21 protein-coding genes are annotated in these 22,895 nt (G+C 57.9%); 15 read left to right on the forward strand and 6 right to left on the reverse strand.

The window, feature by feature from the left end:
- The first annotated feature begins 22 nt into the window (after window positions 1–22).
- The 3 genes from I9182_RS05325 to mdoH are packed head-to-tail and all read left to right on the forward strand — an operon-like array spanning window position 23 to window position 4,604.
- Complete coding sequence (locus I9182_RS05325; RefSeq protein ID WP_209597039.1) at window positions 23–1,240, forward strand: OpgC domain-containing protein; 1,218 nt, start codon at window positions 23–25, stop codon at window positions 1,238–1,240.
- Window positions 1,237–2,736 (forward strand): glucan biosynthesis protein G, encoded by a 1,500-nt coding sequence (locus I9182_RS05330; RefSeq protein WP_209597041.1) that lies wholly within the window; start codon window positions 1,237–1,239, stop codon window positions 2,734–2,736. Before I9182_RS05325 ends, I9182_RS05330 begins: the two co-directional genes overlap by 4 nt.
- Window positions 2,733–4,604 carry a glucans biosynthesis glucosyltransferase MdoH gene (mdoH, locus tag I9182_RS05335; protein WP_209597573.1) on the forward strand — a complete coding sequence of 624 codons (1,872 nt, stop codon included), beginning with the start codon at window positions 2,733–2,735 and terminating at the stop codon, window positions 4,602–4,604. Before I9182_RS05330 ends, mdoH begins: the two co-directional genes overlap by 4 nt.
- On the opposite strand, the gene I9182_RS05340 is transcribed toward mdoH, so the two are convergent.
- Both I9182_RS05340 and I9182_RS05345 read right to left on the reverse strand, forming a co-directional pair.
- Window positions 4,605–5,429, reverse strand: coding sequence for an alpha/beta fold hydrolase (locus I9182_RS05340; RefSeq protein ID WP_209597043.1), 825 nt, complete (start codon window positions 5,427–5,429; stop codon window positions 4,605–4,607).
- Window positions 5,426–5,887: a rhodanese-like domain-containing protein gene (locus I9182_RS05345; protein WP_209504852.1), complete on the reverse strand. Its 462-nt coding sequence runs from the start codon at window positions 5,885–5,887 to the stop codon at window positions 5,426–5,428. The genes I9182_RS05340 and I9182_RS05345 overlap by 4 nt, the downstream gene beginning before the upstream one ends.
- A 234-nt stretch (window positions 5,888–6,121) precedes the next feature.
- Between I9182_RS05345 and I9182_RS05350 the strand changes: the two genes are divergently transcribed.
- Genes I9182_RS05350 through selD form a run of 7 tightly spaced genes read left to right on the forward strand, consistent with a single transcriptional unit; the run spans window position 6,122 to window position 14,214 of the window.
- Window positions 6,122–8,992, forward strand: coding sequence for a monovalent cation/H+ antiporter subunit A (locus I9182_RS05350; RefSeq protein ID WP_209503292.1), 2,871 nt, complete (start codon window positions 6,122–6,124; stop codon window positions 8,990–8,992).
- Window positions 8,992–9,351 (forward strand): Na+/H+ antiporter subunit C, encoded by a 360-nt coding sequence (locus I9182_RS05355; protein ID WP_209503290.1) that lies wholly within the window; start codon window positions 8,992–8,994, stop codon window positions 9,349–9,351. Before I9182_RS05350 ends, I9182_RS05355 begins: the two co-directional genes overlap by 1 nt.
- On the forward strand, window positions 9,348–10,892 hold the full coding sequence (locus tag I9182_RS05360; RefSeq protein WP_209597045.1) for a monovalent cation/H+ antiporter subunit D: 1,545 nt from the start codon (window positions 9,348–9,350) through the stop codon (window positions 10,890–10,892). Before I9182_RS05355 ends, I9182_RS05360 begins: the two co-directional genes overlap by 4 nt.
- The gene (locus tag I9182_RS05365) at window positions 10,892–11,389 is read left to right on the forward strand and encodes a Na+/H+ antiporter subunit E (RefSeq protein ID WP_209504851.1); all 498 of its coding nucleotides are present in this window, start codon (window positions 10,892–10,894) and stop codon (window positions 11,387–11,389) included. Before I9182_RS05360 ends, I9182_RS05365 begins: the two co-directional genes overlap by 1 nt.
- Window positions 11,386–11,655, forward strand: coding sequence for a K+/H+ antiporter subunit F (locus tag I9182_RS05370; RefSeq protein ID WP_209503286.1), 270 nt, complete (start codon window positions 11,386–11,388; stop codon window positions 11,653–11,655). The genes I9182_RS05365 and I9182_RS05370 overlap by 4 nt, the downstream gene beginning before the upstream one ends.
- 7 nt (window positions 11,656–11,662) lie before the next feature.
- Window positions 11,663–12,049, forward strand: coding sequence for a Na+/H+ antiporter subunit G (locus I9182_RS05375; RefSeq protein ID WP_209597047.1), 387 nt, complete (start codon window positions 11,663–11,665; stop codon window positions 12,047–12,049).
- A 5-nt stretch (window positions 12,050–12,054) separates the two neighbouring features.
- Window positions 12,055–14,214: a selenide, water dikinase SelD gene (selD, locus tag I9182_RS05380; RefSeq protein ID WP_209597049.1), complete on the forward strand. Its 2,160-nt coding sequence runs from the start codon at window positions 12,055–12,057 to the stop codon at window positions 14,212–14,214.
- On the opposite strand, the gene mnmH is transcribed toward selD, so the two are convergent.
- Together mnmH and I9182_RS05390 are read right to left on the reverse strand one after the other, a co-directional pair.
- Window positions 14,205–15,257, reverse strand: coding sequence for a tRNA 2-selenouridine(34) synthase MnmH (gene mnmH, locus I9182_RS05385; protein ID WP_209597051.1), 1,053 nt, complete (start codon window positions 15,255–15,257; stop codon window positions 14,205–14,207). The genes selD and mnmH overlap by 10 nt on opposite strands.
- Before the next feature lie 37 nt (window positions 15,258–15,294).
- A complete protein-coding gene (locus tag I9182_RS05390; protein ID WP_209503278.1) occupies window positions 15,295–15,960 on the reverse strand; it encodes an SOS response-associated peptidase in 666 nt (221 codons plus the stop codon).
- Window positions 15,961–16,015: 55 nt separating this feature from the next.
- Here I9182_RS05390 and I9182_RS05395 point away from each other — a divergent pair, with 55 nt between their 5' ends.
- Window positions 16,016–17,668 (forward strand): sulfotransferase, encoded by a 1,653-nt coding sequence (locus I9182_RS05395; RefSeq protein ID WP_209597053.1) that lies wholly within the window; start codon window positions 16,016–16,018, stop codon window positions 17,666–17,668.
- Between the two features lie 67 nt (window positions 17,669–17,735).
- On the opposite strand, the gene I9182_RS05400 is transcribed toward I9182_RS05395, so the two are convergent.
- Window positions 17,736–19,313 (reverse strand): bifunctional metallophosphatase/5'-nucleotidase, encoded by a 1,578-nt coding sequence (locus I9182_RS05400; protein WP_209597054.1) that lies wholly within the window; start codon window positions 19,311–19,313, stop codon window positions 17,736–17,738.
- 107 nt (window positions 19,314–19,420) lie between these two features.
- On the opposite strand from I9182_RS05400, the gene I9182_RS05405 reads away from it, so the two are divergent.
- From I9182_RS05405 to arsC, 4 genes are read left to right on the forward strand one after another with little or no spacing between them, the layout of a single operon-like run.
- Window positions 19,421–19,759: a DUF952 domain-containing protein gene (locus tag I9182_RS05405; RefSeq protein ID WP_209597057.1), complete on the forward strand. Its 339-nt coding sequence runs from the start codon at window positions 19,421–19,423 to the stop codon at window positions 19,757–19,759.
- Complete coding sequence (locus I9182_RS05410; RefSeq protein WP_209503270.1) at window positions 19,756–20,187, forward strand: DUF1330 domain-containing protein; 432 nt, start codon at window positions 19,756–19,758, stop codon at window positions 20,185–20,187. Before I9182_RS05405 ends, I9182_RS05410 begins: the two co-directional genes overlap by 4 nt.
- A complete protein-coding gene (locus I9182_RS05415; RefSeq protein WP_209597058.1) occupies window positions 20,184–21,242 on the forward strand; it encodes a quinone-dependent dihydroorotate dehydrogenase in 1,059 nt (352 codons plus the stop codon). Before I9182_RS05410 ends, I9182_RS05415 begins: the two co-directional genes overlap by 4 nt.
- Entirely contained in the window at window positions 21,239–21,580 is a 342-nt protein-coding gene (gene arsC / locus I9182_RS05420; RefSeq protein WP_209503266.1) for an arsenate reductase (glutaredoxin), read from the forward strand. The genes I9182_RS05415 and arsC overlap by 4 nt, the downstream gene beginning before the upstream one ends.
- Here arsC and I9182_RS05425 read toward each other — a convergent pair.
- Entirely contained in the window at window positions 21,577–22,893 is a 1,317-nt protein-coding gene (locus I9182_RS05425; protein WP_209597060.1) for an MATE family efflux transporter, read from the reverse strand. The two genes, arsC and I9182_RS05425, sit on opposite strands and share 4 nt — an antisense overlap.
- Window positions 22,894–22,895 lie beyond the last annotated feature (2 nt).

The following is a 22,895-nucleotide window of genomic DNA, read 5'->3' on the forward strand; positions in this document are numbered from 1 at the left end:
GACCAAAAAGGACAGAGACCGTATGGCGACCATATCGCCCGCTGCTGATTTTGCACCCGTCGCAGCCCCGGCTGCGGCCCCCGCCCGCACGCGTGACCCGCGACTGGATTTCTATCGCGGCATCGCGATGTTCATCATCCTGATCGCCCACATTCCCAATGATCCCTGGGCCAATTGGATCCCGGCGCGCTTTGGGTACTCGGACGCAACCGAGATCTTCGTGTTCTGTTCGGGCATGGCCTCGGCCATCGCCTTTGGCGGGGCGTTCCTGCACAAAGGCTGGTGGATGGGCACGGCCCGTGTGGCCTATCGCATCTGGCAGGTTTATTGGGCCCATATTGCCCTGTTCTTCTTCGTCGCTATGACAGTGGCCGCGCTGGATTTGACCGGTGCGTTCGAGAAAACCTATGTCTCGTCGCTGAATCTTCAGCATTTCTTCGATGATCCCGCCCCTCAGATGGTGGGAATCTTTACCCTGACTTATGTACCGAACTACTTTGACATCCTGCCAATGTATCTGGTGGTACTGGCGCTGATGCCACTCTACATCGCGCTGTACCGTATCAGTTTCTGGCTGATGGCAGCTGCATCTGTGACCATCTGGTGCATCACCCAGACCGGTGCGCTGGCCCTTCCAGCCGAGCCTTGGTCGGATCGGCAATGGTTTTTCAACCCGTTTGGCTGGCAATTGCTGTTCTTTACCGGATTTGCCTTGATGCGCGGCTGGATTCCCGCTCCACCGGTATCGAAAACCCTGGTCTGGGCGGCTGCCTTGTTCCTGATCCTTTCAGCACCATTCGGATCGTGGAAAGTCTTTATCTGGGTTAACACTGCTGCACCTGAGCTGGGCGCTGTGATCCGCAAAAGCTGGCCATTGACCGAAGAGTTGCGCGGCAAGACCGAGTTTGGCCTGCTGAGGTATGTCCATTTCCTGTCACTGGCCTATCTGGGCTGGGTTGCGGCAGGCGAACATGGTCACCGCCTGATAGCGACGGGTCACGGTTTAGGCGCGCGTGTCTGGCAGTTCCTGCTGACGGTCATCACCAAAGTCGGCCAGCAATCCCTTGCAGTCTTTGTATTTTCCATGGCAGCAGCGCGACTTATCGGCGTTGCCCTCGATCAAGCTGGGCGGGATGTTGCCACCGTCTTTGTCGCCAACATAATTGGCTTTGCCATGATCATTGGCGTGGCTTATCTGGCAGCTTGGTTCAAGTCTCAACCCTGGAAATTAAAGAGATGAATTTCACCCGTCGCGCATTCCTCGTTTCGACGACAGCTTTGGCCTTTGCCCCATCGGCCTATGCGATCGGGGGCACCGTTCCATTTGACCGTGACCACGTGATCGAACTGGCCCGCGATCTTGCCAGCCGTCCCTATGCGGAACGCGAAATGGTCCCTCAGGAATGGCAGGATCTGACCTACGAACAATATCGCTCGATCCGTTTTCGACTGGACCGGGCGCTGTGGTACGAGACCGAAACGCCATTCAACGTCGATTTCTTCACACCGGGCCTTTATTTCCCCCGGACCGTCAAGGTGGAAACGGTCGAAAACGGCATGACCACACCGGTCGATTTCGATCTGGGGATGTTCGACAAATCCGAAGATGTGCCGCAATTGCCCATCGACGAGACTCTGGGTTTTTCAGGCCTGCGACTGCGGACCGAGATGCACCGCCCCGGCAAAACGGATGAATTCTGCGTCTGGCAGGGCGCCAGCTATTTCCGCGCAATTGGCCTGCATGAGGTTTATGGCCTGTCGGCCCGCGGACTGGCCCTGAAAACCGGCGATCCAGATGGTGAGGAATTCCCCGAGTTTATCCGTTTTTGGCTGGAACGCCCCATGCCCGGCCAACGGAATATGGTTGTACATGCGCTTATGGACAGTCCCAGCGTGACCGGTGCTTATCGGTTCGATGTCACGGCGGGCGCGGATTGCATTATCGATGTCGAGGCCACGCTGTTTCCGCGTGATGACCTGCCCCATGTGGGCATAGCGCCGGGCACCTCGATGTTCCTGTTCGACCAGACCAACCACAGCCGGTTCGACGATTTCCGTCCGGCCGTCCATGACAGTGACGGGTTGCTAATCCGCAATGGCGCGGGCGAGGTTCTCTGGCGTCCCTTGGCAAATCCAACCCGCCTACAGGTTTCCTCCTTCGTTGATACTAACCCGCGCGGCTTCGGGCTGATGCAGCGTAAGCGCGAGTTCTCGGACTATGCCGACCTTGAGGCGAATTATCACAAACGCCCGGGCCTGTGGGTCGAGCCTAAGGAAGAGTGGGGCAAGGGCACCGTTACACTGGTCGAGATACCGGCAGATCAGGAAATCTACGACAACATCGTCGCCTATTGGCGTCCGGCTGAACCCTACGCGGCAGGTAGCAGGGTTGACCTGTCCTATCGCCTGATCTGGGGTGAGGAGCCTCAGCGCACTCCGATGCCACGGGTGACCAACACCGCCATGGGCGAAAATACCTTTGGTGAGGGGCGTTTGGTTGTCGTCGATTTCGAAGGCAGCGACTTGTTCGATGATATCGAGACGATCAGTGTCTTCGTGGATTCCCCTCATGCCGAAACCTCGGACGGTGTTCTGCAACGCAACCCGGATACGGGTGGGTTGCGTCTGGCGTTTTCGTTCCAACCTGAAGAGCGCGATCATGTTGAATTGCGCGCGCAGCTGCTGAAAGACAAACAGCCCGCCTCTGAGGTGTGGCTTTACCGATGGACCATATGAACCGCGATCTGCATATCATGCCGCCTGAAGCACCTCTGGCGATGCCCGCGCAGAATTTCAGCGTAGGGTTCCACGATGCCGATGCCCCGTCGGGCACAGACACGGGTGCGACTGGATTTTGGCGCGCGCTTGCGTTTTCACCGGCGATGGTGGCGACATTGGGCCTGCTATGGATCATGAGCGACTGGTTCAGCGCCCAGGGGATCAATCTGATCGAGGGCATCCTGTTGGCGCTTATCTCGTTCAACTTCTTTTGGATTTCATTCACGGTCTGCACCGTTCTGCTGGGTATGGTGTCGCTGTCGCGACAGGATCGTCCGCAGCGCAAGCGCACAGCACAGCCCCTGCGCGTAGCCCTTTTGACACCGGTATACAACGAAGTGCCATGGAACGTGCTGGGCAACGCCCGCACCATGCTTGAGGATTTGCAGGCACGCGGTGGGCAGCATCACTATGCCATGTTCATCCTGTCCGACACGCGCGATCCTGAAATCGCGGCGCAGGAACAGGCCAGCGTCGAAGCCCTGCGCACCACGCTCGCCCCGGGGCTGGAGTTGTATTACCGCCGTCGCGAGCTAAACACCGACCGCAAGGTGGGTAACATCGCCGACTGGGTCAGTCGCTGGGGCGCAGATTGGGACGCGATGCTGGTTCTGGATGCGGACAGCCTGATGACAGGTCGCGCCATACTTCGGCTGACCGATGCGCTGGCGCGTGATCCCGGTGCCGGGCTGATCCAGAGCTATCCGCAACTGATCGGCGCGCAATCGGTTTTTGCCCGGATGCAACAATTTGCAAATGGAGTCTATGGCATCGCCTTTGCCGAAGGATTGGCGCGCTGGTGCGGGCAAGAGGGCAATTATTGGGGCCACAACGCAATTATCCGCACCAAGGCTTTCGCCACCAGTGCCGGACTGCCCAAGCTGCGTGCGCTCAATGGTCAGGACAAGCTGATCATGAGCCATGATTTCGTCGAGGCCGGATTGCTGCGCCGTGCCGGATGGGCGGTGCGGTTCCTGCCACGCATTCGGGGATCTTACGAGGAAACACCCCCCACACTGATCGATCATGCGATGCGGGATCGGCGTTGGTGCCAGGGCAACCTGCAACACCTGAAACTGCTGGGCTCGACCGGATTCCGGGCCGTCTCGCGTTTTCACATGTTCCATGGTGCCGTTGGGTACTTGATGTCACCGCTGTGGTTTGCGCTGCTGTTGATGTGGGCACTGATCGGTCAGGGCAAAGACGCGTCTGTCCTGCACTACTTCAGCCCCGATAATCCGCTGTTCCCGCAATGGCCGGAAATGTCTGAAACCCGGCACGTTCTGATCATTCTCGTGATGTATGCAATGCTGCTGGCACCCAAGGTGCTGGGAGTTCTGGCTTTGCCGTTAAGCGGTGTGCGCTACTCCGAATTCGGAGGCGGCCTCAAGTTCCTGACCTCGTTTCTTGCCGAGGTCATTCTGTCGATCCTGTATGCGCCAATCCTGATGGTGCAACAGATGATCGCCGTGTTCCGGACAGCGCTTGGCATTCAGCGGGGCTGGTCGCCTCAATCACGCGACGGTGGTAGTTACGGATTGCGCACGCTGATCCTGTGTCACGCATTGGAAACCGTCAGTGGCATGGCCTTGAGTGTTGGTATCCTGTCCGGGCTGGTCTCGATTTGGCTGGCTCCGATCGCCATCAGTCTCGCTTTGGCCATCCCACTATCAGCACTCAGCGGTGTTTCGGCCGGTGCCGCACGCCGGATGGTCGGGATGCGCGAGGATTTCCGCGAACCTTCCATCACCCGGTCGGCCCGCCGTTACCGGGCCGAGCTGAAACAACTGATTGAAGGTAAGATCAAGATGACCCCGGCAGAGTGATCAACTGCCTGGAAGCCCTTCGTACCAATCCACGACCATATCGGCCCAACCGGCTGGAACTGTATGACCGCCCGGAAACAAGGCAAACTCCAGCGCGCTGCCTTTGGTACAGGCAGTCCAGCGGCGGCGCATGAATTTTCCTGTTGTGCTGAACCCAGCCGGTTTGTGATCGACGCAGCCATTTGCCTCGCGCCAGATTTCGAGCCCGGCATAGATGTCCCCCTGCTGAAACCGGCCACCGCCCAGCAAGCGCCCCTCAAGCGGAACCACGTTGTCGGTCCAGCCGTGGGTATGCAACATCCGGATCGGACCCTTGCAGGTTTCTGGGTGCGGCCGCCAGAATCCTCCGGACACCGGAACATATGCCGAAAATGTCTCGGGTGCCTTGCAGGCCAGATAGTTGACCATAAAACCACCAGCCGAAAACCCGCCCAGCATGACCCGGTCGGTGTCGATACCAAAGCGGTTTACCGCGTCCTGAACCACTTCAGACAGAAAGGCGGTTTCATCCCGTTCGCCAAAACCGGGATAGAAATTCCAGCTTTTAGTGCCACCACGGTCGGGCCTCTCCAAGCCCTCCGGAGCCATGACAGCATAACCCCGCGCCAGCAGAGGTTCGACCATCCCGCGATTTCGCATCGTGCCTGAACCACTGCCGCCATACCCGTGCAGGAACACCACCAATGGCGGGTTTTCTGCGTCGGGCAATTCGATGTGATACGCGCCCATCGGCGTCTCGCAAACGCTCTGTTGATCGGCGCAGCCCGCCTGGACCGTTTGCGCGACAAAGGCAAAGATTGCTGCAAGACTGATTTCCCTGATCATCCCGCATCCTCAATGAATCTGCGAACCGGCAAACCGGCCCTTACCCATCCTGGCCCGGCCGCCGAGCCCAGCATACCCTCGGGCACGTCGATGATATTTGTGAATCCGGCTTCAATCAAACGATTGCTGAGGCGCGCGGACCGCACCCCTCGGGCGCAAATCAGCGCCACGGGAACAGCCTGATCACCACCGGTCATTTGTGTCAGAACGTCGACGAAATCCTCGCGCCGCATATCCAGCGGTACCGCGCCCTCGCCAATTCCCGAGGCGCGCCACTCGCGCGGTGTGCGGATATCAACCAGCAGAACGCGCCCGTCCACAGCCTGCTCATGGGCGTCCGCCACACTGATCCGGCCGCCGCTGTGATCCTCGGGGATCAGTCTGTATTGCCTGATCGCAAACCCGGCAGCAATCGCGGCACCGCCACCAATCAATAGCCACCGTCGGGATCGTTTCATTTTTTCGGCCACACCTCAGCCTCCTGTTCGCTGACGCTGGTTCTATCACAACCAGACAGCAAGTTGCGCGGTGAAACACAGCTTGCAGATCAAGATCGCGTCATTAATGCGCAATGCCACCAATGCATTGGTGATCCATTGGAGCCCGGCAAAAAAGTTGCCATCTCTGGACAGTCGGCAAAATATCCTTACAAAATTGACCTCACCCTGACCGCCCAGACCGGAGTATCGCACTTGTCCCTATTCCTTATTGCGGCCCTTCCCTTCCTTGGTGCTGTATTTCCCGCACTGCTGATCCGCGCGGGCCGAAATGCCGCCGCGTCCGCAGCCGGGTTGACCACATTTCTGGCCCTGATGGGGCTGCTGATCCACATCCCTTCGGTCATGCGTGGAGACGTCGTGACCGCCCGGTTTGATTGGATACCGAGATTGGGCCTGAACGCGAATTTCATGCTGGACGGGCTGGGATTTCTTTTCGCTTTGCTGATCCTTGTCATTGGATTGCTCATCATTCTCTACGCACGGTTCTACCTGTCGCGCGAAGATCCGATGGGACAGTTCTATACCTACCTGCTGCTGTTTCAGGGGGCGATGGTTGGTATTGTCCTGTCCGACAACATCCTACTTTTGATTGTTTTCTGGGAACTTACATCGCTCAGCTCATTCCTGTTGATCGGCTATTGGAAACATCTGCCCGATGGCCGACAGGGCGCGCGCATGGCTTTGGCCGTCACCGGCTCGGGCGGGTTGGCGATGATCGCCGGGATGCTGATCCTCGGCAATATCGTTGGATCTTATGACCTGAGTGTCATTTTGCAGAACAAGGCGCTGATACAGGCGTCCCCCTACTACCTGCCGGCGTTGATCCTGATCCTGCTGGGCGCTTTCACCAAGTCGGCACAGTTCCCGTTTCACTTCTGGCTGCCCCATGCCATGGCCGCGCCGACGCCGGTATCGGCCTATCTGCATTCGGCCACCATGGTGAAGGCCGGTCTGTTCCTGATGGCGCGGATGTGGCCGGTTCTGGCGGGAACAGATGCCTGGTTCTACATCGTGGCCACAACTGGTCTGATCACCATGCTGCTGGGTGCGGTCATCGCGCTGTTCAAAGATGACCTGAAGGCGCTGCTGGCCTTTTCGACCGTATCCCATCTGGGCCTGATCACCATGCTGTTGGGCTTTGGCACTAAAATTGCCGCCGTGGCCGCCATTTTCCACATCATCAACCATGCAACCTTCAAGGCCGCCCTGTTCATGACCGCCGGAATCGTGGATCACGAGACCGGTACGCGGAACCTGAAACGGCTGGGTGGCCTGCGCCACCTGATGCCGATCACCTTTACCATCGGCACCATCGCAGCCCTTTCCATGGCGGGTCTGCCGCCGCTGAATGGCTTTTTGTCGAAAGAGATGATGCTGGAAGAGACTGTGCATACCACCTGGTTGCATTCACATTATCTGGTTCCGGGGCTGGCACTTTTGGCAGCGCTGTTTTCGGCCGCTTATTCTTTCCGCTTCGTCAGCCATGTTTTCCTTGGAGCCCAGCGCGAAGACTATCCCACCCATCCGCATGATCCGCCTGTTGGGCTGTGGCTGGCACCCGCATTGCTGGTGGTGCTGGTCGTCCTGATCGGGCTGAATTCCGCAGCACTCGTTGGCCCGCTGATCGCCGTGGTTACCAGCGCGGTGATAGGCGGCGAGAAGCTGCCGTATTACTCGCTCAAACTGTGGCATGGCTTCACGCCCGCACTTTACATGTCGGTTGTTGCGACATTGGGTGGCCTGTTCCTGCTGGCGCTGCACAAACGCGGCGAGCAGGTCTGGAATGCCCTGCCCCGGCCCGAGGCCAAGGTAATCTTTGAGGCGATCATCGACGCGCTGACCAGGCTAAGCCGCTGGATCACCGATGAGATGCATAACGGTGTTCTCAGCCGCTATGCGATCATCTTCGTGGCCTTCACCGTGGGCCTTGGTTATTACGCCTATTCGACGGGAACCATCGGTGTGGAAACCCGCGTTCCGCTGCCAGCGCAGATCATTCCGATCATCGGCTGGATCTGTCTGGTGGGCGCAACGCTGGGCATCATGTGGTTCCATCGGAATCGCCTGTTGTCGCTGGTGCTGATCGGTGTCGTCGGCCTGATCGTTTCGGTTGCCTTCAACTATCTCTCGGCCCCAGATCTTGCCCTGACGCAAATCTCGGTCGAGGTGGTGACAATGATCCTTTTGTTGCTGTCGCTGAACTTCCTGCCGACCGAGACACCGTGGGACAGCAGCGCGGCACGGCGATGGCGGGATGCCGCGATTTCCGTCATTGCCGGTCTTGGTACTGGCGCGCTGGTTTACGCCATGATGATGCGCGATTTTGCATTCCCAACGATTTCAGAATTCCATCTGGCCAATTCCTACAAGGGCGGTGGCGGCACCAATGTGGTCAACGTGATCCTCGTCGACTTCCGGGGTTTTGATACGTTTGGCGAGATCATCGTGCTGGGCATTGCCGCGCTGATTATCTTTGCGCTGACGGAATCCGTGCTAAGCACCAATGTCCGCAGTTACCTGCTGAATCGCAAACCGCACTGGCCACAGTCCGGTGATTCACACCCGCTGATGATGGTTGTGGCGACCCGCGTGATGATGCCGATTGCGCTGATGGTCGGGGCTTATATTTTCTTCCGTGGGCACAACCAGCCAGGCGGCGGATTTATCGCCGGGCTGATCGTCGCCATCGCCTATCTGATGCAATACATGGCCAGCGGCTATACTTGGGCGATTGAACGGCAGCGGTTTTATTACCACGGCACCATTGGCTGGGGCGTTCTGATCGCCGCAGCAACGGGTCTGGGCGCCTGGTTCAATGAACGCCCCTTCTTGACCAGCGACTTCGGCTACCTCCACTGGCCCCCGCTTGAGGAATTCGAATGGGCCACCGCCATGCTGTTTGACACGGGCGTGTTCCTTGCGGTTCTGGGCGCGGTCATGCTGGCGCTCGACAGCCTGTCCCGCTTTGCATGGCAACCCGGAATGGCACAGGAATTTCCGATGGATATCAATCCCCTGCGGGACTCTCCACCGGAACAAGAACAAGAGAAGGAGCAGGCCTGATGGAAGCGCTCGTAGCCTCTGCCGTCGGTATCTTGACCGCAGCCGGAATATTCCTTATCCTGCGCCGCCGGACGTTCCCTGTCATTCTGGGCTTGTCGCTGATTACTTACGCGGTCAACGTGTTCCTGTTCGCGACCGGGCGCCTTGCGCTGAACGCCCCGCCGGTTCTGAACAAATACAAGGACGTCGCTTATACCGATCCTCTGCCACAGGCGCTGGTGCTGACCGCGATTGTAATTTCCTTTGGAATGACCGCGGTGATCGTGATGATTTCGCTCAGCGCGTACCTGTCCTCCAAGGATGACCATATCGACATGACAGCGCAGGACAGCGTGGATGCCGCGGGAGAAGACGCATGAACCACTGGATCGTTGCGCCGATCGTCCTGCCCGCGATCCTGGCTCCGTTTAGCATCATGGTCCTGCGATACCATCTGGATCTGCAGCGCATCTTTTCCGTTGCCGGTGTTGTGGCCTTGCTTGGGATTGCGCTGACAATCACGGCGCAGGCTTCGGGCGGAGATATTCAGGTTTACGAGCTTGGAAACTGGCCCGCCCCGTTTGGCATTGTCATGGTACTGGATCGAATGTCGGCCATGATGGTTCTACTAACCGCGCTGCTGGCCTTACCGATTGTCCTCTATGCAATAGCTTCGGGCTGGGATGATAGGGGCAAACACTTCCACGCCCTGTTCCATTTTCAGCTTATGGGTGTCTGCGGCGCATTTCTGACCGGAGATGCCTTTAACCTTTTCGTGTTTTTTGAAGTTCTGCTGATCGCCTCTTACGGTCTGATGACCCATGGTGGCGGTGCGGTACGGTTGAAGGCGGGTGTGCAATATGTGGCTTACAACCTGTTGGGATCGACCTTGTTCCTGTTTGCGTTGGGCACGATCTATGGTGTGACCGGGACACTGAACATGGCGGATATCGCCATAAGGGTTGCCGAAATCCCGGCCGAGGATACGGCATTGTTGCGGGTTGGCGCGGTCCTTTTGCTGCTGGTCTTTTGCATCAAGGCCGCCGTTCTGCCCCTGCATTTCTGGCTACCTGCCAGCTATGCCAATGCGCCAATGCCCGTTGCGGCCCTGTTTGCAATCATGACCAAGGTCGGGGCTTACTCGATTCTGCGGATGTTCACACTGGCCTTTGGCCCTGATGTCGCAGCGACAGAGGGTCTGGCGGGTGAGTGGTTGCAACCTGCTGCACTTGTCACTTTGGCTGTCGGGACTATCGGCATTCTGGGGTCAAAACATATCGCCCGCATGGTGGCGTTCTGCGCGATTGCATCCATGGGCACCCTGTTGATCGCAATCTCGCAATTCACGCCTGATGCGACAGCCGCAGCGCTGTACTATGTGTTCCATTCGACACTGGCGACAGCCCTACTGTTCCTGGTTGCCGATCTGGTGATGGCGCGGCGGGGCGGGGCCATCGCACCAACGCCCCCCATGCCGCAAAGCGGGCTGGTGTCTGCACTGTTCTTCGTGGGGGCGATTGCAATGGCGGGAATGCCGCCCTTGTCCGGCTTTATTGGCAAGCTGCTTGTGCTGGACGCCTCGCGCGATGCTTCCGATGCCACGATGGTCTGGGCCGTGATTCTGATCAGCTCTTTCGTCACAATTATCGGGCTGGCCAGAGCCGGGACATTGATCTTCTGGAAAAGCCACGACACTCAGGCTGTTCCAATAGAGATGCCCGCGGAAAACGAGGCTGCCCCTGAACCGGTCGCACCGGAACCGCAACCGGGTCTTGCCTTTACCGCCGTTTTCGGCGCAGTAGCCGGCCTGATCCTGCTGACATTGTTCGCGGGCCCTGCGCTGGAATATACAAGCCAAACCGCAGAGCAGCTGTTTGCGCCTGAAAACTACATCTCTGCCGTATTGGGAGGGGCCGAATGATGAAACTGCTACACCGGATATTTCCGCACCCTCACCTGACCATTTTGTTGACGATCGTCTGGATCCTGCTGGCGAACAAGCCGTCGCTGAATTCTCTGGTCTTTGGCCTGATCCTTGGGATCATCATTCCCTTTGTCACACAACCCTACTGGCCCGACAGGCCCAAGCTGCGCAACTGGCCAATGGTCGCCGAGTACATGATCGTAGTGCTGTGGGATATTGTCGTCGCGAATGTGACCGTGGCCCGCATCGTCCTGTTCAAACGCAATGAAGACCGGCGGCCCAACTGGGTGTGCATTCCACTGGAGCTTCGGACACCCGAAGCCATAACCGTGCTGGCCGGCACCATCACGATGACACCCGGCACCGTCAGTTGCGACCTGTCGGCACAGGGGCACAATCTGCTGGTCCATTGCCTGGATGCACCAAACCCGGATCAGGTGCGCGACGAAATCAAGCAGCGCTATGAACGTCGCCTGAAGGAGATTTTCGAATGATCGAATACGCAATCTACTTTGCATTTGCCTGTTTCGGCGCGGCGATCATGATGTGTCTGTGGCGGATCATCACCGCAGACGGCGTTGGGACCCGGGTTCTGGCCCTGGATACAATGGTCATCAACACGATTGCTCTGATGATCCTTTATGGCCTGTCGAAAGGGACCGAGATTTTCTTTGAAGCGGCCATGATCATCGCGATGCTTGGCTTCGTCTCGACCGTGGCATATGCGCGCTTCATGCTGCGCGGCAACATCATCGAATGAGGGCGATATGACATTCATTGCAGAGCTGCTGATCGCCGTTTTCCTTATAATCTCGGGTGTTTTCGGGTTTGTCGGGTCCTTCGGCATGATCAAGCTGAATGACCCTATGTCCCGCCTTCATGCGCCGACCAAGGCGACTACTTTGGGTGTGGGCGGGGTGTTGCTGGCTTCGATCACCCATTCCGTTCTGCTGGAAGGCAAACTGTCGCTGCACGAGCTTCTGATCACGCTGTTTTTATTCCTGACGGCTCCGATCACGGCCCTGTTCATTGCAAAATGGCACATTCACCGTCATGAACTGCCCAGTGACCTGCCCGATGCTGGCGAGGATGAGCTTTGGGCCACCCATGCGGTCGAGCAGGTCGAGGATGTTCCGGACCACAGCGCGAATTAACACAAATGCACACATCTCCGCTGCCCCTGACCCGTGATCTGGTTTTAATTGGCGGCGGCCACACCCATGCCCTGCTGCTGCGCAAATGGGGAATGAGCCCTTTGCCCGGCGCCCGGGTAACCGTGATCAACCCCGGCCCCACCGCCCCCTATTCCGGGATGTTGCCCGGATATGTCGCCGGACATTACGACCGGTGGGAGCTGGATATCGATCTTGTCAGACTGGCCCGTTTCGCAGGCGCGCGGGTGATCTTGGGCACGGTCAATGGCATCGATACCGAAACACACGAAGTGCACGTCCCTGGGCATCCTCCGGTAGGCTTCGACGTGGCTTCGGTCAATGTAGGGATCACGTCCGACATGCCCGCCCTGCCGGGCTTTGCGGAACATGCAGTGCCAGCCAAGCCGCTGGGACCTTTTGCTGCGAAATGGGCCGAGTATCTAAATGGACAAGGCCCGGCCTCGGTCGCTGTGATCGGTGGCGGCGTCGCGGGCGTCGAACTGGTCATGGCGATGGCACATGCGTTGAAGGCCAGGGGGCGGGCGGTACAGATTACCCTGATCGATAGTGCCTCGGCCCTGACTGCAACCAAACCCAAGGCGGCAGCAACAATCCGGATTGCAATGCACGACCTTGGTGTGGAAGTGATCGAAAACGCGGTGATCACTCGGATCGGGCAGGATCACGTGGAACTACAGGACGGGCGCACAATTCCGGCTAGTTTCGTGACCGGTGCCGCCGGAGCCCGCGCCTATGACTGGATCGCAAACACAGGGCTTGACCTTCAGGACGGATACATCCGCGTGAACAGCTACCTGCAATCCAGTGATCCGGCTGTGTTTGCCGCCGGGGATTGCGCCCATCTTTCGGACAACCCCAGACCGAAGGCTGGTGTTTATGCGGTGCGCGAAGCGCCAATATTGTTCGAAAATCTGCGCGCAGTGCTCGGCGCGGGGCGGATGCAAAGATACACACCGCAAAAAGACTATCTCAAACTGATCTCACTGGGTGGCAAGTCAGCACTGGCCGAGCGTTTGGGAACATCGTTCAGCGGCCCGTTGATGTGGACATGGAAGAACCATATCGACCAGACCTTTATGAACAAGTTTCGCGACCTGCCGCAAATGACACCACCCGCTCTGCCGCGCGACCGGGCCGCCGGTCTTGATGGGGTTTTGGGTGAAAAGCCCATGTGCGGCGGATGCGGAGCAAAGGTCGGGCGCGACGCATTGCAGATCGCCCTGAAATCCCTCCCCGCCCCTACTCGTACCGACGTCACCCCCCTGCCCGGCGACGATGCCGCGCTTTTGCAAACGGGCGGGACGCAGCAAGTCATGACATCCGACCATCTGAGGGCTTTCACCAACGATCCCGCACTTATGACGCGTATCGCCGCCGTTCACGCCCTGGGGGATATCTGGGCCATGGGGGCCGCACCTCAGGCGGCCACGGCAACGATCATCCTGCCACGCATGTCTGCCGCCCTGCAAAGCCGCACAATGTCCGAAATCATGTCCGTCGCGAGTGACGTCATGCGCGATGCGGGCGCGGAAATCGTCGGCGGGCACAGCTCAATGGGCGACGAGATGACGGTCGGTTTCACGTTGACCGGCCTGTGCGAAGCTACCCCGATTACATTAGCGGGTGGTCAGCCGGGGGACCGTCTGATCCTGACCAAACCCTTGGGAAGCGGTGTTCTGATGGCGGCGGAAATGGCCGGTCTTGCCGAGGGGGCCTGGGTCGCGGCAGCCTACAAACATATGACACAGCCCCAAGGCAATGCAGCCCGCATTTTGGCCAACGCCCATGCGATGACCGACGTGACCGGGTTTGGTCTGGCCGGGCATCTGCAAGGCATCTGCGACGCATCGCATTGCGGCGCCACGCTTGATCTGGACGCGGTAAATGTGATGGACGGTGCGCTTGCGCTGACAGATCAGGGGGTCCGGTCAACGATTTTTACCGACAACAGCACGATTGCGCCCAATCTTCCGTCCGGGGGCAAGGCGGCGCTGCTTTTTGATCCGCAATCAGCCGGAGGTTTATTGGCCGCCGTGAATGCGAAGGATGCCGAAACCCTTCTGCAAGATCTTCTGGACGCGGGATATCCGGCAATGATCATTGGCCAGCTGACCGACACACCGGGTTTGCGCCTTCAAAGCTGATCCAGAAGGCTTTCAATTTGCGCGGCCGCGTTGCTCAGCCCCGTGTTGTCCAAAGTTTCCACATCAAGACTGGCCAACACTTGCACCGGGCGGGATTGCCGGGATTTGGTGTATGCGGGATCATAATGCTGTTCCATCAAGGCCCGTGTCAGCGCCTGTTTTTGACCCGCATCAATGAATCGCAGCCATCCGTCCACGACCTCATGCCCGCGATGGAACCGCAGCGGTGACAACCGGTCCCGCAATCGGTCACTGTCAGACAGGATGTCGTTATAAGCCCGCACCAGATAGGCCGAACGTGCTTCAATCGAAGCCGTGATGTTCACACGCGGAGCATTACACAACGCGTTCCAAAGGCTGGGTGGCAGGATCAAGCTGCCAATTTTGGATGATTCCGCTTCGACCACGACTGGACGCGCCGGATCCATTGCACACAACGCAGCGGACAGAGCAGATTCAAACCCCTTCTGACTGGGCTGCCCTCCCGGCCTTTCGCCCAGCAAGGACCCGCGATGGTTGGCCAGCGCTTCAAGATCCAGAACCTGTACGCCTCGTGCCTGCAACACAGCCAAAAGATCGGTCTTTGCGGTGCCCGTGTAGCCATCCAGCGCGATCAGCCGATGTGGCAAGGGATCATCGTACAAATAAGCGTTCACCAATCGACGATAGGTGCGATAGCCGCCTTCGACCACTTCGGCGCGCCACCCAATTTGCTGCAACATCCATGTGAAAGATCCGGAACGCTGTCCACCGCGCCAGCAATAGACCAAGGGGCGCCACGCTCCGTCATGATGGCTGAGGTGATGTTCGATGTGATTGGCTGCATTGCGGAATACCAAAGCAGCGCCCAGCTTGCGCGCCAGAAAGGGGCTTTCCTGCACATAGATGGTTCCGACCCGGGAGCGTTCCTCATTGTTCAGCACCGGCAGGTTTATTGCACCCGGCAGATGATCTTCGGCAAACTCGGCAGGGCTGCGAACGTCAATCACGGTATCATAGCCGTGCGCATAAAGTTGCGTCAGGTCAGGAAATTTCAGAGCCATGCCGAAGGTCTAGCTTGCCGCGTTTCCAATGAAAAGGTCACGCGTCATAAGGTTCGATCAGCTCAGGCCCGCTGGCCCGGTTCGAGTTCACCAAAGGACTAACCCGGTGGAAGGTCAGCACATCCTCGTGCCCTGGCTGCATCAGTCGTGCGGCCCCTTTTCCGGCTTCACCCAACCACAGTGGCCAGTCTTTGGGTTCTACTATCAAGGGCATTCGCTGATGAATGACCTCAAGCCTTTTGTTGGCAGCCGTCGTCACGATTGCACAAGTGCCCTGCCGTTCGCCTTCAGGACCCCAGTCCTGCCAGACCCCGGCAAAAGCAATCGGAGCTTTGTCCCGACGGTGGATATACCAAGGCAGGCGCGTTCCCTGTTTCGTTTTTGTCCATTCATAGAACCCAGTCGCTATGATCAGGCAGCGGCGCGCCCGGCAGGCTTCACGAAAGGCGGGCTTGTCCGCCAGGGTCTCGGCCCGGGCGTTGATCAGCAACGGCCCCGCCGTTTCGGTCTTGTACCAATGTGGCAGAAATCCCCAGCGCAGCGCACTCAGATGACGGCCTGTTTCGCCACTCCGCACGACATGTACCTGATTTGTCGGACAAACATTGAAATTCGGCACCACAGGTAGCGCATTTGCCGGGCGCGCCGAAAACAGCTGCGCCATCGCGTCGTTGGGAAGAGTTATTGCAAACCGTCCGCACATAGGTAATGAACCACCGATACTATCTTGACACAGGCACAGGATCTCACGGGGTCACATGGAAAACCAGACAACACAATCCCTCAAGAGCAAAGCACTGGCCCTTCTAGACGCGGGCAAGCTTCCGCAGGCCTTGAAGAAGGCGCAACTGGGTGTCAAAAAGTTTCCAAAAGACTCGGATTATCACGCCATTGCCGGCTTTGTGTTGACCGAGATGAAGCAATACAAGAAATCCATTCCGCATTTTGTTGAAGCCTCGCGAATGAAACCTGACGATTCGCAGTTTGTCGAAAACCTGGCAAATGCTTTGATGCAGACTGGGCAGATTCCCAAGGCCCTAGAATATACTGAGCAAAAGCTGGAACAATTCCCCAACAACCAGGAATTGAACCGCGTGCTGGATGAGATTCACCTCAAGGGCAACAACTGGCGCATGATAATTGAGCATGCGAGCAAAAAGCTGAAAAGTGATCCCGACAATGTGGAGCTTCTTGAAAAACGTGCAAGGGCTTACGCCAAGGTTGGCTTTGACGATGAAAACTCTCGCGATATTGCGCGCGCCTACGAGTTGGCCCCCGAGAACACAAAGATTGCCTTTCATAAATCCGCCAATCTGCACCAAAGCGGTGACAAGAATGAGTCCAAGGCAATTCTGAAGCGCATTCTTCAAAATGAACCCGGGCACGTGTCAGCGTTGCTGCAAATGTCGACAATGGTTTCTACGGAGGACGCTCCGGAACTACTGGATGCCGTTAATAAAACGATCTCCGACAAGGGAGATAATATTTTGGAGCTTCAGTTCGCCAAGGCACATTTGATTTCGAAGTTAGACGGGTTGAATGCCGCCATGCCGCATTTTGCACGGGCCAACGATATTCAGCACCAAGGCAATCCTTATGTCCCGTCCGTTGAAGAGGAAAAACTGTTTCGGATCACCAGCTTGTTCCCAATCGATGCCGGAACACCGGAGTCCGGCTTTGACGAGGGGCCGATGCCGATCTTCGTACTGGGTCAACCGCGCTCTGGCACGACATTGATGGAAATGATGCTGAGTTCTGCACCCGGAATAGCCGGTTGCGGCGAACTGACCCTGGGTGCCGATTTGTCGCGTGAGTATGAAAAAAAGGGCCAGAAGTATGACCCATCCGAAGCGTCCAAACTCGCGCGGGAATTCCTCGAATTGATGCCGCCCATTCCTGGCGACTCTGTCGCTTTTGTAGACAAGATGCCGCACAATTATCAGCGCGTCGGGTTTCTGTTGTCCGCATTTCCAAAGGCAAAGGTCATCAACATGCTGCGCGACCCGCGGGATGTGGGATTGTCCAAATGGATCAGACGCTTTCCTGCGGGCGGAATGCGTTATGCCTCGCATTTGCAAGCCATTGCCCATTCTGCAAATTTGTATCGTCGCTATATGGCGCATTGGGATGCCGTGTTCGGCGATCGTATTCTGACGGTCCCTTACGAAGAACTGGTGGCAGACCCGAAAACCTACAGCCAGCAGGTCGCCGCGTTCTGCGGTCTGGAGTGGACCGAAACGATGATGCACCCTGAAAAGAACACGAAACAGGTGCGCACGGCCAGCATCGATCAGGTGCGCAGAAAGATCTCGACCAAGTCTATCGGAGGCTGGCGTGAGGTTGCCGAGCATATCAAGCCGATGCTCGACGGGATCGACCCCGAGCTCTGGCCGGAATACGATTTCAGCTGATCGGTTCCCTAACAAACAAAAAAGCCGCATCACGAGGATGCGGCTTTTGTCTTTTCTAAAATCACTGTTACTTCTGTTTGATACGCCCGTCGACATAGGGCTGATAGGGCGCATTTTCCGCCAGGTATTCCGCGGTGACATCCGCAAGGTCCGGTCCGAAGTCATAGGCGTTCTTGTCGTCGCCTTCGAACATCTTGTACCCGTCACCCCCGTTGCGGACGTAGTTATTGGTGACGACCAGGTAGGTCTTGTTCGGGTCGATCGGAACAAAACCGTCACCCTCGGCAACCATTACCTCGCTGACGCGTCCCTCGTTCGGCGCAACGCTTGGATCCCAAGTAAAGCTTAGGCCGGCGACCTGCGGGAAGCGACCTTTTACTTCTTCTACCTGACTTACACCATTCTCAAGTGCGTCAATGACACCCTGTCCGCTGATTTGAAAGGTCGACAGTGTATTCTGGAATGGCAACACAGTCAGAACCTCGCCCATGGTCACATCACCGGGATCAATGGACGCCCGCAATCCACCCGAATTGGCAATCGCGATCTGAACGCCCTGATCCGCCACGCGCGCCAGCATCGCATCCGCAACCAGGTTGCCCATCTGACATTCCTGCACGCGACAAATTGAGCGATCCCCTTCAATGGCTTCCGCAGCGCTCGCAACGACCTTATTGCGGATTTCATCCAACGGCACCGCCAGTTCCGCAATACGGTCCAGCGCCGCCTGATCCTCGGTCACTGCGTTGTCCATGATCAATGGCTCGCCAACTGCCTCGATCACTTTGCCGTCGTCATCGAAGGTGACGTTCAACTCGCCCAGAAACTTGCCATAGGCATAGGCCTGAACAATCTGTACGCCGTTTACCACCGTTGGGTACGGACCTGCCGCCTTATCCGACACATTCGAAAGATACGTATTCGAATGCCCACCTACGATCACATCAACACCGGTCGTCTCTTGCGCGACACGCTGATCGACACCATAGCCGGAGTGGCTGAGAACGATGATCTTGTTGACGCCTTCACCTGTCAGTTTATCGACTTCGGCCTGCACGGCTGGCACCGGGTCCGAAAACGTGACGTTGGGGCCGGGCGAGGCAAGCTCATCCGTGTCGATTGGGGTCAGGCCGATCAGGCCGATCTTTTCGCCGCCCACTTCGATAACAGTCGATTTCTTGATCCTGTCCGTCAAAAGCTCTTCGTCGCGAATATCAGCGTTGGACATCAGAACCGGGAAGTCGACCGAGTCGATGAACCCCCGCAACACTTCAGGGCCGTCATCAAACTCGTGGTTGCCAACGGTCATGGCGTTATAGCCCAGCTTGTTCATGAACTCCGCCGCGACCTTGCCCTTGTAATAGGTGTAGAAAAGGGACCCCTGGAACTGGTCACCTCCATCCACCAAGATCGAATTTTCTGCCCGTGCGCGCGCATCGGCAACTGCCGTTACAAGGCGCGCCGATCCGCCAAAGCACTTACCTTCTGCATTGTCTTCCTCACCGCATCCGCTGTCGTATTTGTTGATCGGCTCAAAGCGCGAATGGAAATCGTTGGTGTGCAGAATCGTCAGCTTGTAGTCGGCTGCTGCGGCACCCGCCGTCAGGCCCAGCACCGCGACCGAAGTTAAAAATCGGGTCAACATCTTGGAACTCCCTGTTATTATTGCCGGGGATCGTGCGCTTATGTCGACCGAGAGTCAAAGGAGAAATCCAGCTTGATTCCAAGCGCCGTGCGGGGCATCAGGTCATCATGCTGATCTACAAGATTTTCCGAGCCGTCGAATGGGCTGAACTGCAAAGTCTGGGCGTCACAGACGGAGCACCCATTGACGTGTCAGACGGGTTTGTTCACTTTTCCACCGCTGAACAAGCTGCTGAAACCGCCGCCAAGCATTTTGCGGGCGTTGAAGGGCTTACGCTGTTGGCCTGCGATGCTGATGCCATGGGCGATGACCTGAAATGGGAAGTGTCGCGAGGAGACGCCCTGTTTCCGCATCTGTATCGTCAGATCAGGTTAAGCGATGTCGTCTGGGCGCGCCCCCTGCCTTTTGTCGGCACGGCACATCAGTTTCCCGAGGACATGGCATGACATCCTATGTCGATCCGGATCGCGCCCAGTTCGAGGCATTCAAGGCTCTGGAGCGCGACCAGCCGATCGAAATGCTCAATCTGGTGAAATTCCGCGCCGAGGCGCAGTATCCCAAATCACATGAATTGGCTGGCGCAGGGCTGACCGGGGCGCAGGCTTATCAGAAATACGGGGTTGAAACCGCCCCAATCATTGACCGTATCGGGGCAAGCATCCTGTGGCGGGGTGCATTTGAAACGACACTGATCGGACCGGCTGATGAGGTATGGGATGCCGTCTTTATCGCACGCTATCCGACTGCATATGCGTTTCTGGAAATGGTGACTGACCCGGTGTACCGGGCAGCGGTGGTCCATCGGCAGGCTGCGGTAGAAACCTCGCGCCTGATCCGGTGCGGATCAAGCAAAAGCGGGAAAGCGTTCGGATGAAACTGACCGAGAAGTTCGGGCTTGCGGCCCTGCACTGCATGGACCCCGAAACCGCCCACGGGATGTCGATCAGGGCTTTGAAGGCGGGGCTTGCGCCTGCGCCGGGGCCGGTGACAACACCGCGTCTGAAAACCAGCCTAGCCGGGTTGGACCTGCCTAATCCGGTAGGTTTGGCCGCGGGTTTCGACAAGAACGGCGAGGTTCTGACGCCGCTGTCGCGCGTAGGATTCGGTTTCATCGAAGTCGGTGCTGTCACACCACGCCCGCAACCGGGAAACCCTAAACCCCGCCTGTTTCGCCTGACCGAAGACAAAGCGGCGATCAACCGTTTTGGCTTCAACAACGAAGGCATGGAGGTGATGGCAAAACGGCTTGCTGATCGCCCCCAAAATGCGGTGATCGGCCTGAATCTGGGTGCCAACAAGGACAGCGAGGATCGCGCAGGTGATTTCGTCAAGGTGCTGGCGCATTGTGCCCCGCATCTGGATTTTGCCACCGTCAACGTGTCATCCCCGAATACGGAAAAGCTGCGGGATTTGCAGGGCAAAGCAGCGCTGAGCGCGCTTTTGAGCGGTGTGATTGAAACCCGTGATGCGCTGCCTCGCCCGCTGCCTGTCTTCCTGAAAATCGCGCCGGACCTGACCGATGCCGAATTGCAGGACATTGCCGAGGTTGCGCGCGAGACCCGTGTGGATGCCGTGATTGCCACCAACACCACCCTGTCACGTGACGGGTTGCGCAGCTCGCACAAAGGTGAAACCGGTGGGCTGTCCGGTGCACCGCTGTTCGAGAAATCAACACGTGTTCTGGCGCGGCTCAGCCAGTTGACCGAGGGTGACATTCCCCTGATCGGCGTCGGTGGCATCAGCTGTGCGGAACAGGCCTATGCCAAGATTTGCGCCGGGGCATCAGCTGTGCAGTTCTATACGGCGATGGTGTATGGCGGCATTTCTCTGGCGGCGGACATTGCGAACGGGCTGGATAAACTGCTGGCCTGCGACGGCTTTGACAATGTGGCTCAGGCCGTCGGCAGCAAACGAGAGGACTGGCTATGATCGAATATTGGCACAACCCGCGCTGTTCAAAATCCCGCGCCGGTCTTGCATTGCTGGAAGAAAATGGTGCACGGGTCACGGTGCGCAAATATCTTGAGGATGCACCATCAATTGATGAGCTGCGAGCGGCACAATCCGCCTTGGGGCTTTCGCCCGTCGAGATGATGCGCACCGGAGAATCCCGGTTCAAGGAACTGGGGCTGACAAAGACCTCGCCAGACGACGCCCTGATCCGGGCCATGGCTGAAAACCCGATCCTGATTGAGCGTCCGCTTGCCATTGCGGGCGATAAGGCCGCCATCGGGCGTCCACCGGAAAACCTTCTTACGCTGCTCTAGGCCACCTGCGCCTCGAGCTTGGGATAGCGCCACCCCAAAGTCACGCCTCGCGCGATATTAAGCACCATCAACGCGGCCCACAGGCCGTGATTTCCGAAACTTGGCACCAGAATGAACAGCGCAACCAAATAGATAGCGACCGATTGGAACATCGCGCTACGCATGGCCCGGGTCCATGTAGCACCTATGTAGATGCCGTCAAACATCCAGCTTGCCACGCCGATAACGGGTGCCAACGCGGCCCAGACAAGAAACTCGCGCCCGGCCTCGCGCACCTGCGGCGATGTTGACATGAGGTCGATCAACGCCGGTCCGGCGACAAAGAAAACCACACCCAGTAACAGGGCACCCCCAACACCCCATTGCGAGGTCATGACAGACGCGCGGCGCACCTGACACCTGTCTCTGGCACCCACCGCGCTTCCGACCAGCGCCTCGGCGGAAAAGGCAAACCCGTCCAGCGCAAAAGCTGTGATTTCTAGAAACTGAAGCAAAACCTGATTGGCCGCCAGATTGACATCACCCAGATCGGAACCGACGAAAAGAAAGGTCGTGAAGGATCCGGTTAGCAAAACCGACCGGATCATTATATCGCCGTTGACCTGCAACATCCGGCGCAGTCGGGCAGCGTCAAGTATGCGGGCCCAGTCGCGCCAGATTCCGTCTTCGAACCCATCCCGACACAGCCAAAGGCCCAGCGCCAGACCTGTCCATTCCGCAATCAAAGTGGCTATGGCAACCCCTTCGACACCCCAGCCAAGACCAAGCACGAACCACAGGTCCAAAACGATGTTCAATCCGTTCATCCAGACCTGAAGAACAAAAACCCCGCGCGTGCGTTCAACGGCAATCAACCATCCGGTAACCGCATAAAGCGCGATAGTGGCAGGCGCCCCCCAAATTCGAACCTCAAGATAGGCGCGGGCAAGTGTTTCGACCTCGGGACTTGCCGGAGAAAGGGCGAATGCACCCGCGAACACAGCCACTTGCGTGAGGACAAAGAACAACCCGGCCGCGCCGCCAAGCATCAGGCCGCGCATCAGCAATGCCCGGGTTTCAACAGCGTCACCTGCCCCGCGTGCCTGCGCCGCCATCCCGGTGGTTCCCATCCGCAAGAAACCGAAGATCCAGTAGATCGTTGACAGGATCACTGCGCCGATTCCGACCGCCCCGATAGGCGCAGCCTGCCCCAACTGGCCGACAACACCGGTATCAACTGCCCCCAGAATCGGAACGGTGGCGTTCGACAGGACAATCGGCACCGCGATCTTCAGCACCCGTCCATGCGAGATGGGCGCCGAGGCGTCCTGCATGG

Source organism: Ruegeria sp. HKCCSP351, from assembly GCF_017872535.1.
Taxonomy (GTDB): Bacteria; Pseudomonadota; Alphaproteobacteria; order Rhodobacterales; family Rhodobacteraceae; genus Ruegeria.

Bases quoted from the DNA above. Each gene is read 5' to 3' on its own strand.
- I9182_RS05325 (WP_209597039.1), top strand. From the start codon at position 23: ATGGCGACCATATCGCCCGCTGCTGATTTTGCACCCGTCGCAGCCCCG.
- I9182_RS05330 (WP_209597041.1), top strand. From the start codon at position 1,237: ATGAATTTCACCCGTCGCGCATTCCTCGTTTCGACGACAGCTTTGGCC.
- mdoH (WP_209597573.1), top strand. From the start codon at position 2,733: ATGAACCGCGATCTGCATATCATGCCGCCTGAAGCACCTCTGGCGATG.
- I9182_RS05340 (WP_209597043.1), bottom strand. From the start codon at position 5,429: ATGATCAGGGAAATCAGTCTTGCAGCAATCTTTGCCTTTGTCGCGCAA.
- I9182_RS05345 (WP_209504852.1), bottom strand. From the start codon at position 5,887: ATGAAACGATCCCGACGGTGGCTATTGATTGGTGGCGGTGCCGCGATT.
- I9182_RS05355 (WP_209503290.1), top strand. From the start codon at position 8,992: ATGGAAGCGCTCGTAGCCTCTGCCGTCGGTATCTTGACCGCAGCCGGA.
- I9182_RS05360 (WP_209597045.1), top strand. From the start codon at position 9,348: ATGAACCACTGGATCGTTGCGCCGATCGTCCTGCCCGCGATCCTGGCT.
- I9182_RS05365 (WP_209504851.1), top strand. From the start codon at position 10,892: ATGAAACTGCTACACCGGATATTTCCGCACCCTCACCTGACCATTTTG.
- I9182_RS05370 (WP_209503286.1), top strand. From the start codon at position 11,386: ATGATCGAATACGCAATCTACTTTGCATTTGCCTGTTTCGGCGCGGCG.
- I9182_RS05375 (WP_209597047.1), top strand. From the start codon at position 11,663: ATGACATTCATTGCAGAGCTGCTGATCGCCGTTTTCCTTATAATCTCG.
- selD (WP_209597049.1), top strand. From the start codon at position 12,055: ATGCACACATCTCCGCTGCCCCTGACCCGTGATCTGGTTTTAATTGGC.
- mnmH (WP_209597051.1), bottom strand. From the start codon at position 15,257: ATGGCTCTGAAATTTCCTGACCTGACGCAACTTTATGCGCACGGCTAT.
- I9182_RS05390 (WP_209503278.1), bottom strand. From the start codon at position 15,960: ATGTGCGGACGGTTTGCAATAACTCTTCCCAACGACGCGATGGCGCAG.
- I9182_RS05395 (WP_209597053.1), top strand. From the start codon at position 16,016: ATGGAAAACCAGACAACACAATCCCTCAAGAGCAAAGCACTGGCCCTT.
- I9182_RS05400 (WP_209597054.1), bottom strand. From the start codon at position 19,313: ATGTTGACCCGATTTTTAACTTCGGTCGCGGTGCTGGGCCTGACGGCG.
- I9182_RS05405 (WP_209597057.1), top strand. From the start codon at position 19,421: ATGCTGATCTACAAGATTTTCCGAGCCGTCGAATGGGCTGAACTGCAA.
- I9182_RS05410 (WP_209503270.1), top strand. From the start codon at position 19,756: ATGACATCCTATGTCGATCCGGATCGCGCCCAGTTCGAGGCATTCAAG.
- I9182_RS05415 (WP_209597058.1), top strand. From the start codon at position 20,184: ATGAAACTGACCGAGAAGTTCGGGCTTGCGGCCCTGCACTGCATGGAC.
- arsC (WP_209503266.1), top strand. From the start codon at position 21,239: ATGATCGAATATTGGCACAACCCGCGCTGTTCAAAATCCCGCGCCGGT.
- I9182_RS05425 (WP_209597060.1), bottom strand. From the start codon at position 22,893: ATGCAGGACGCCTCGGCGCCCATCTCGCATGGACGGGTGCTGAAGATC.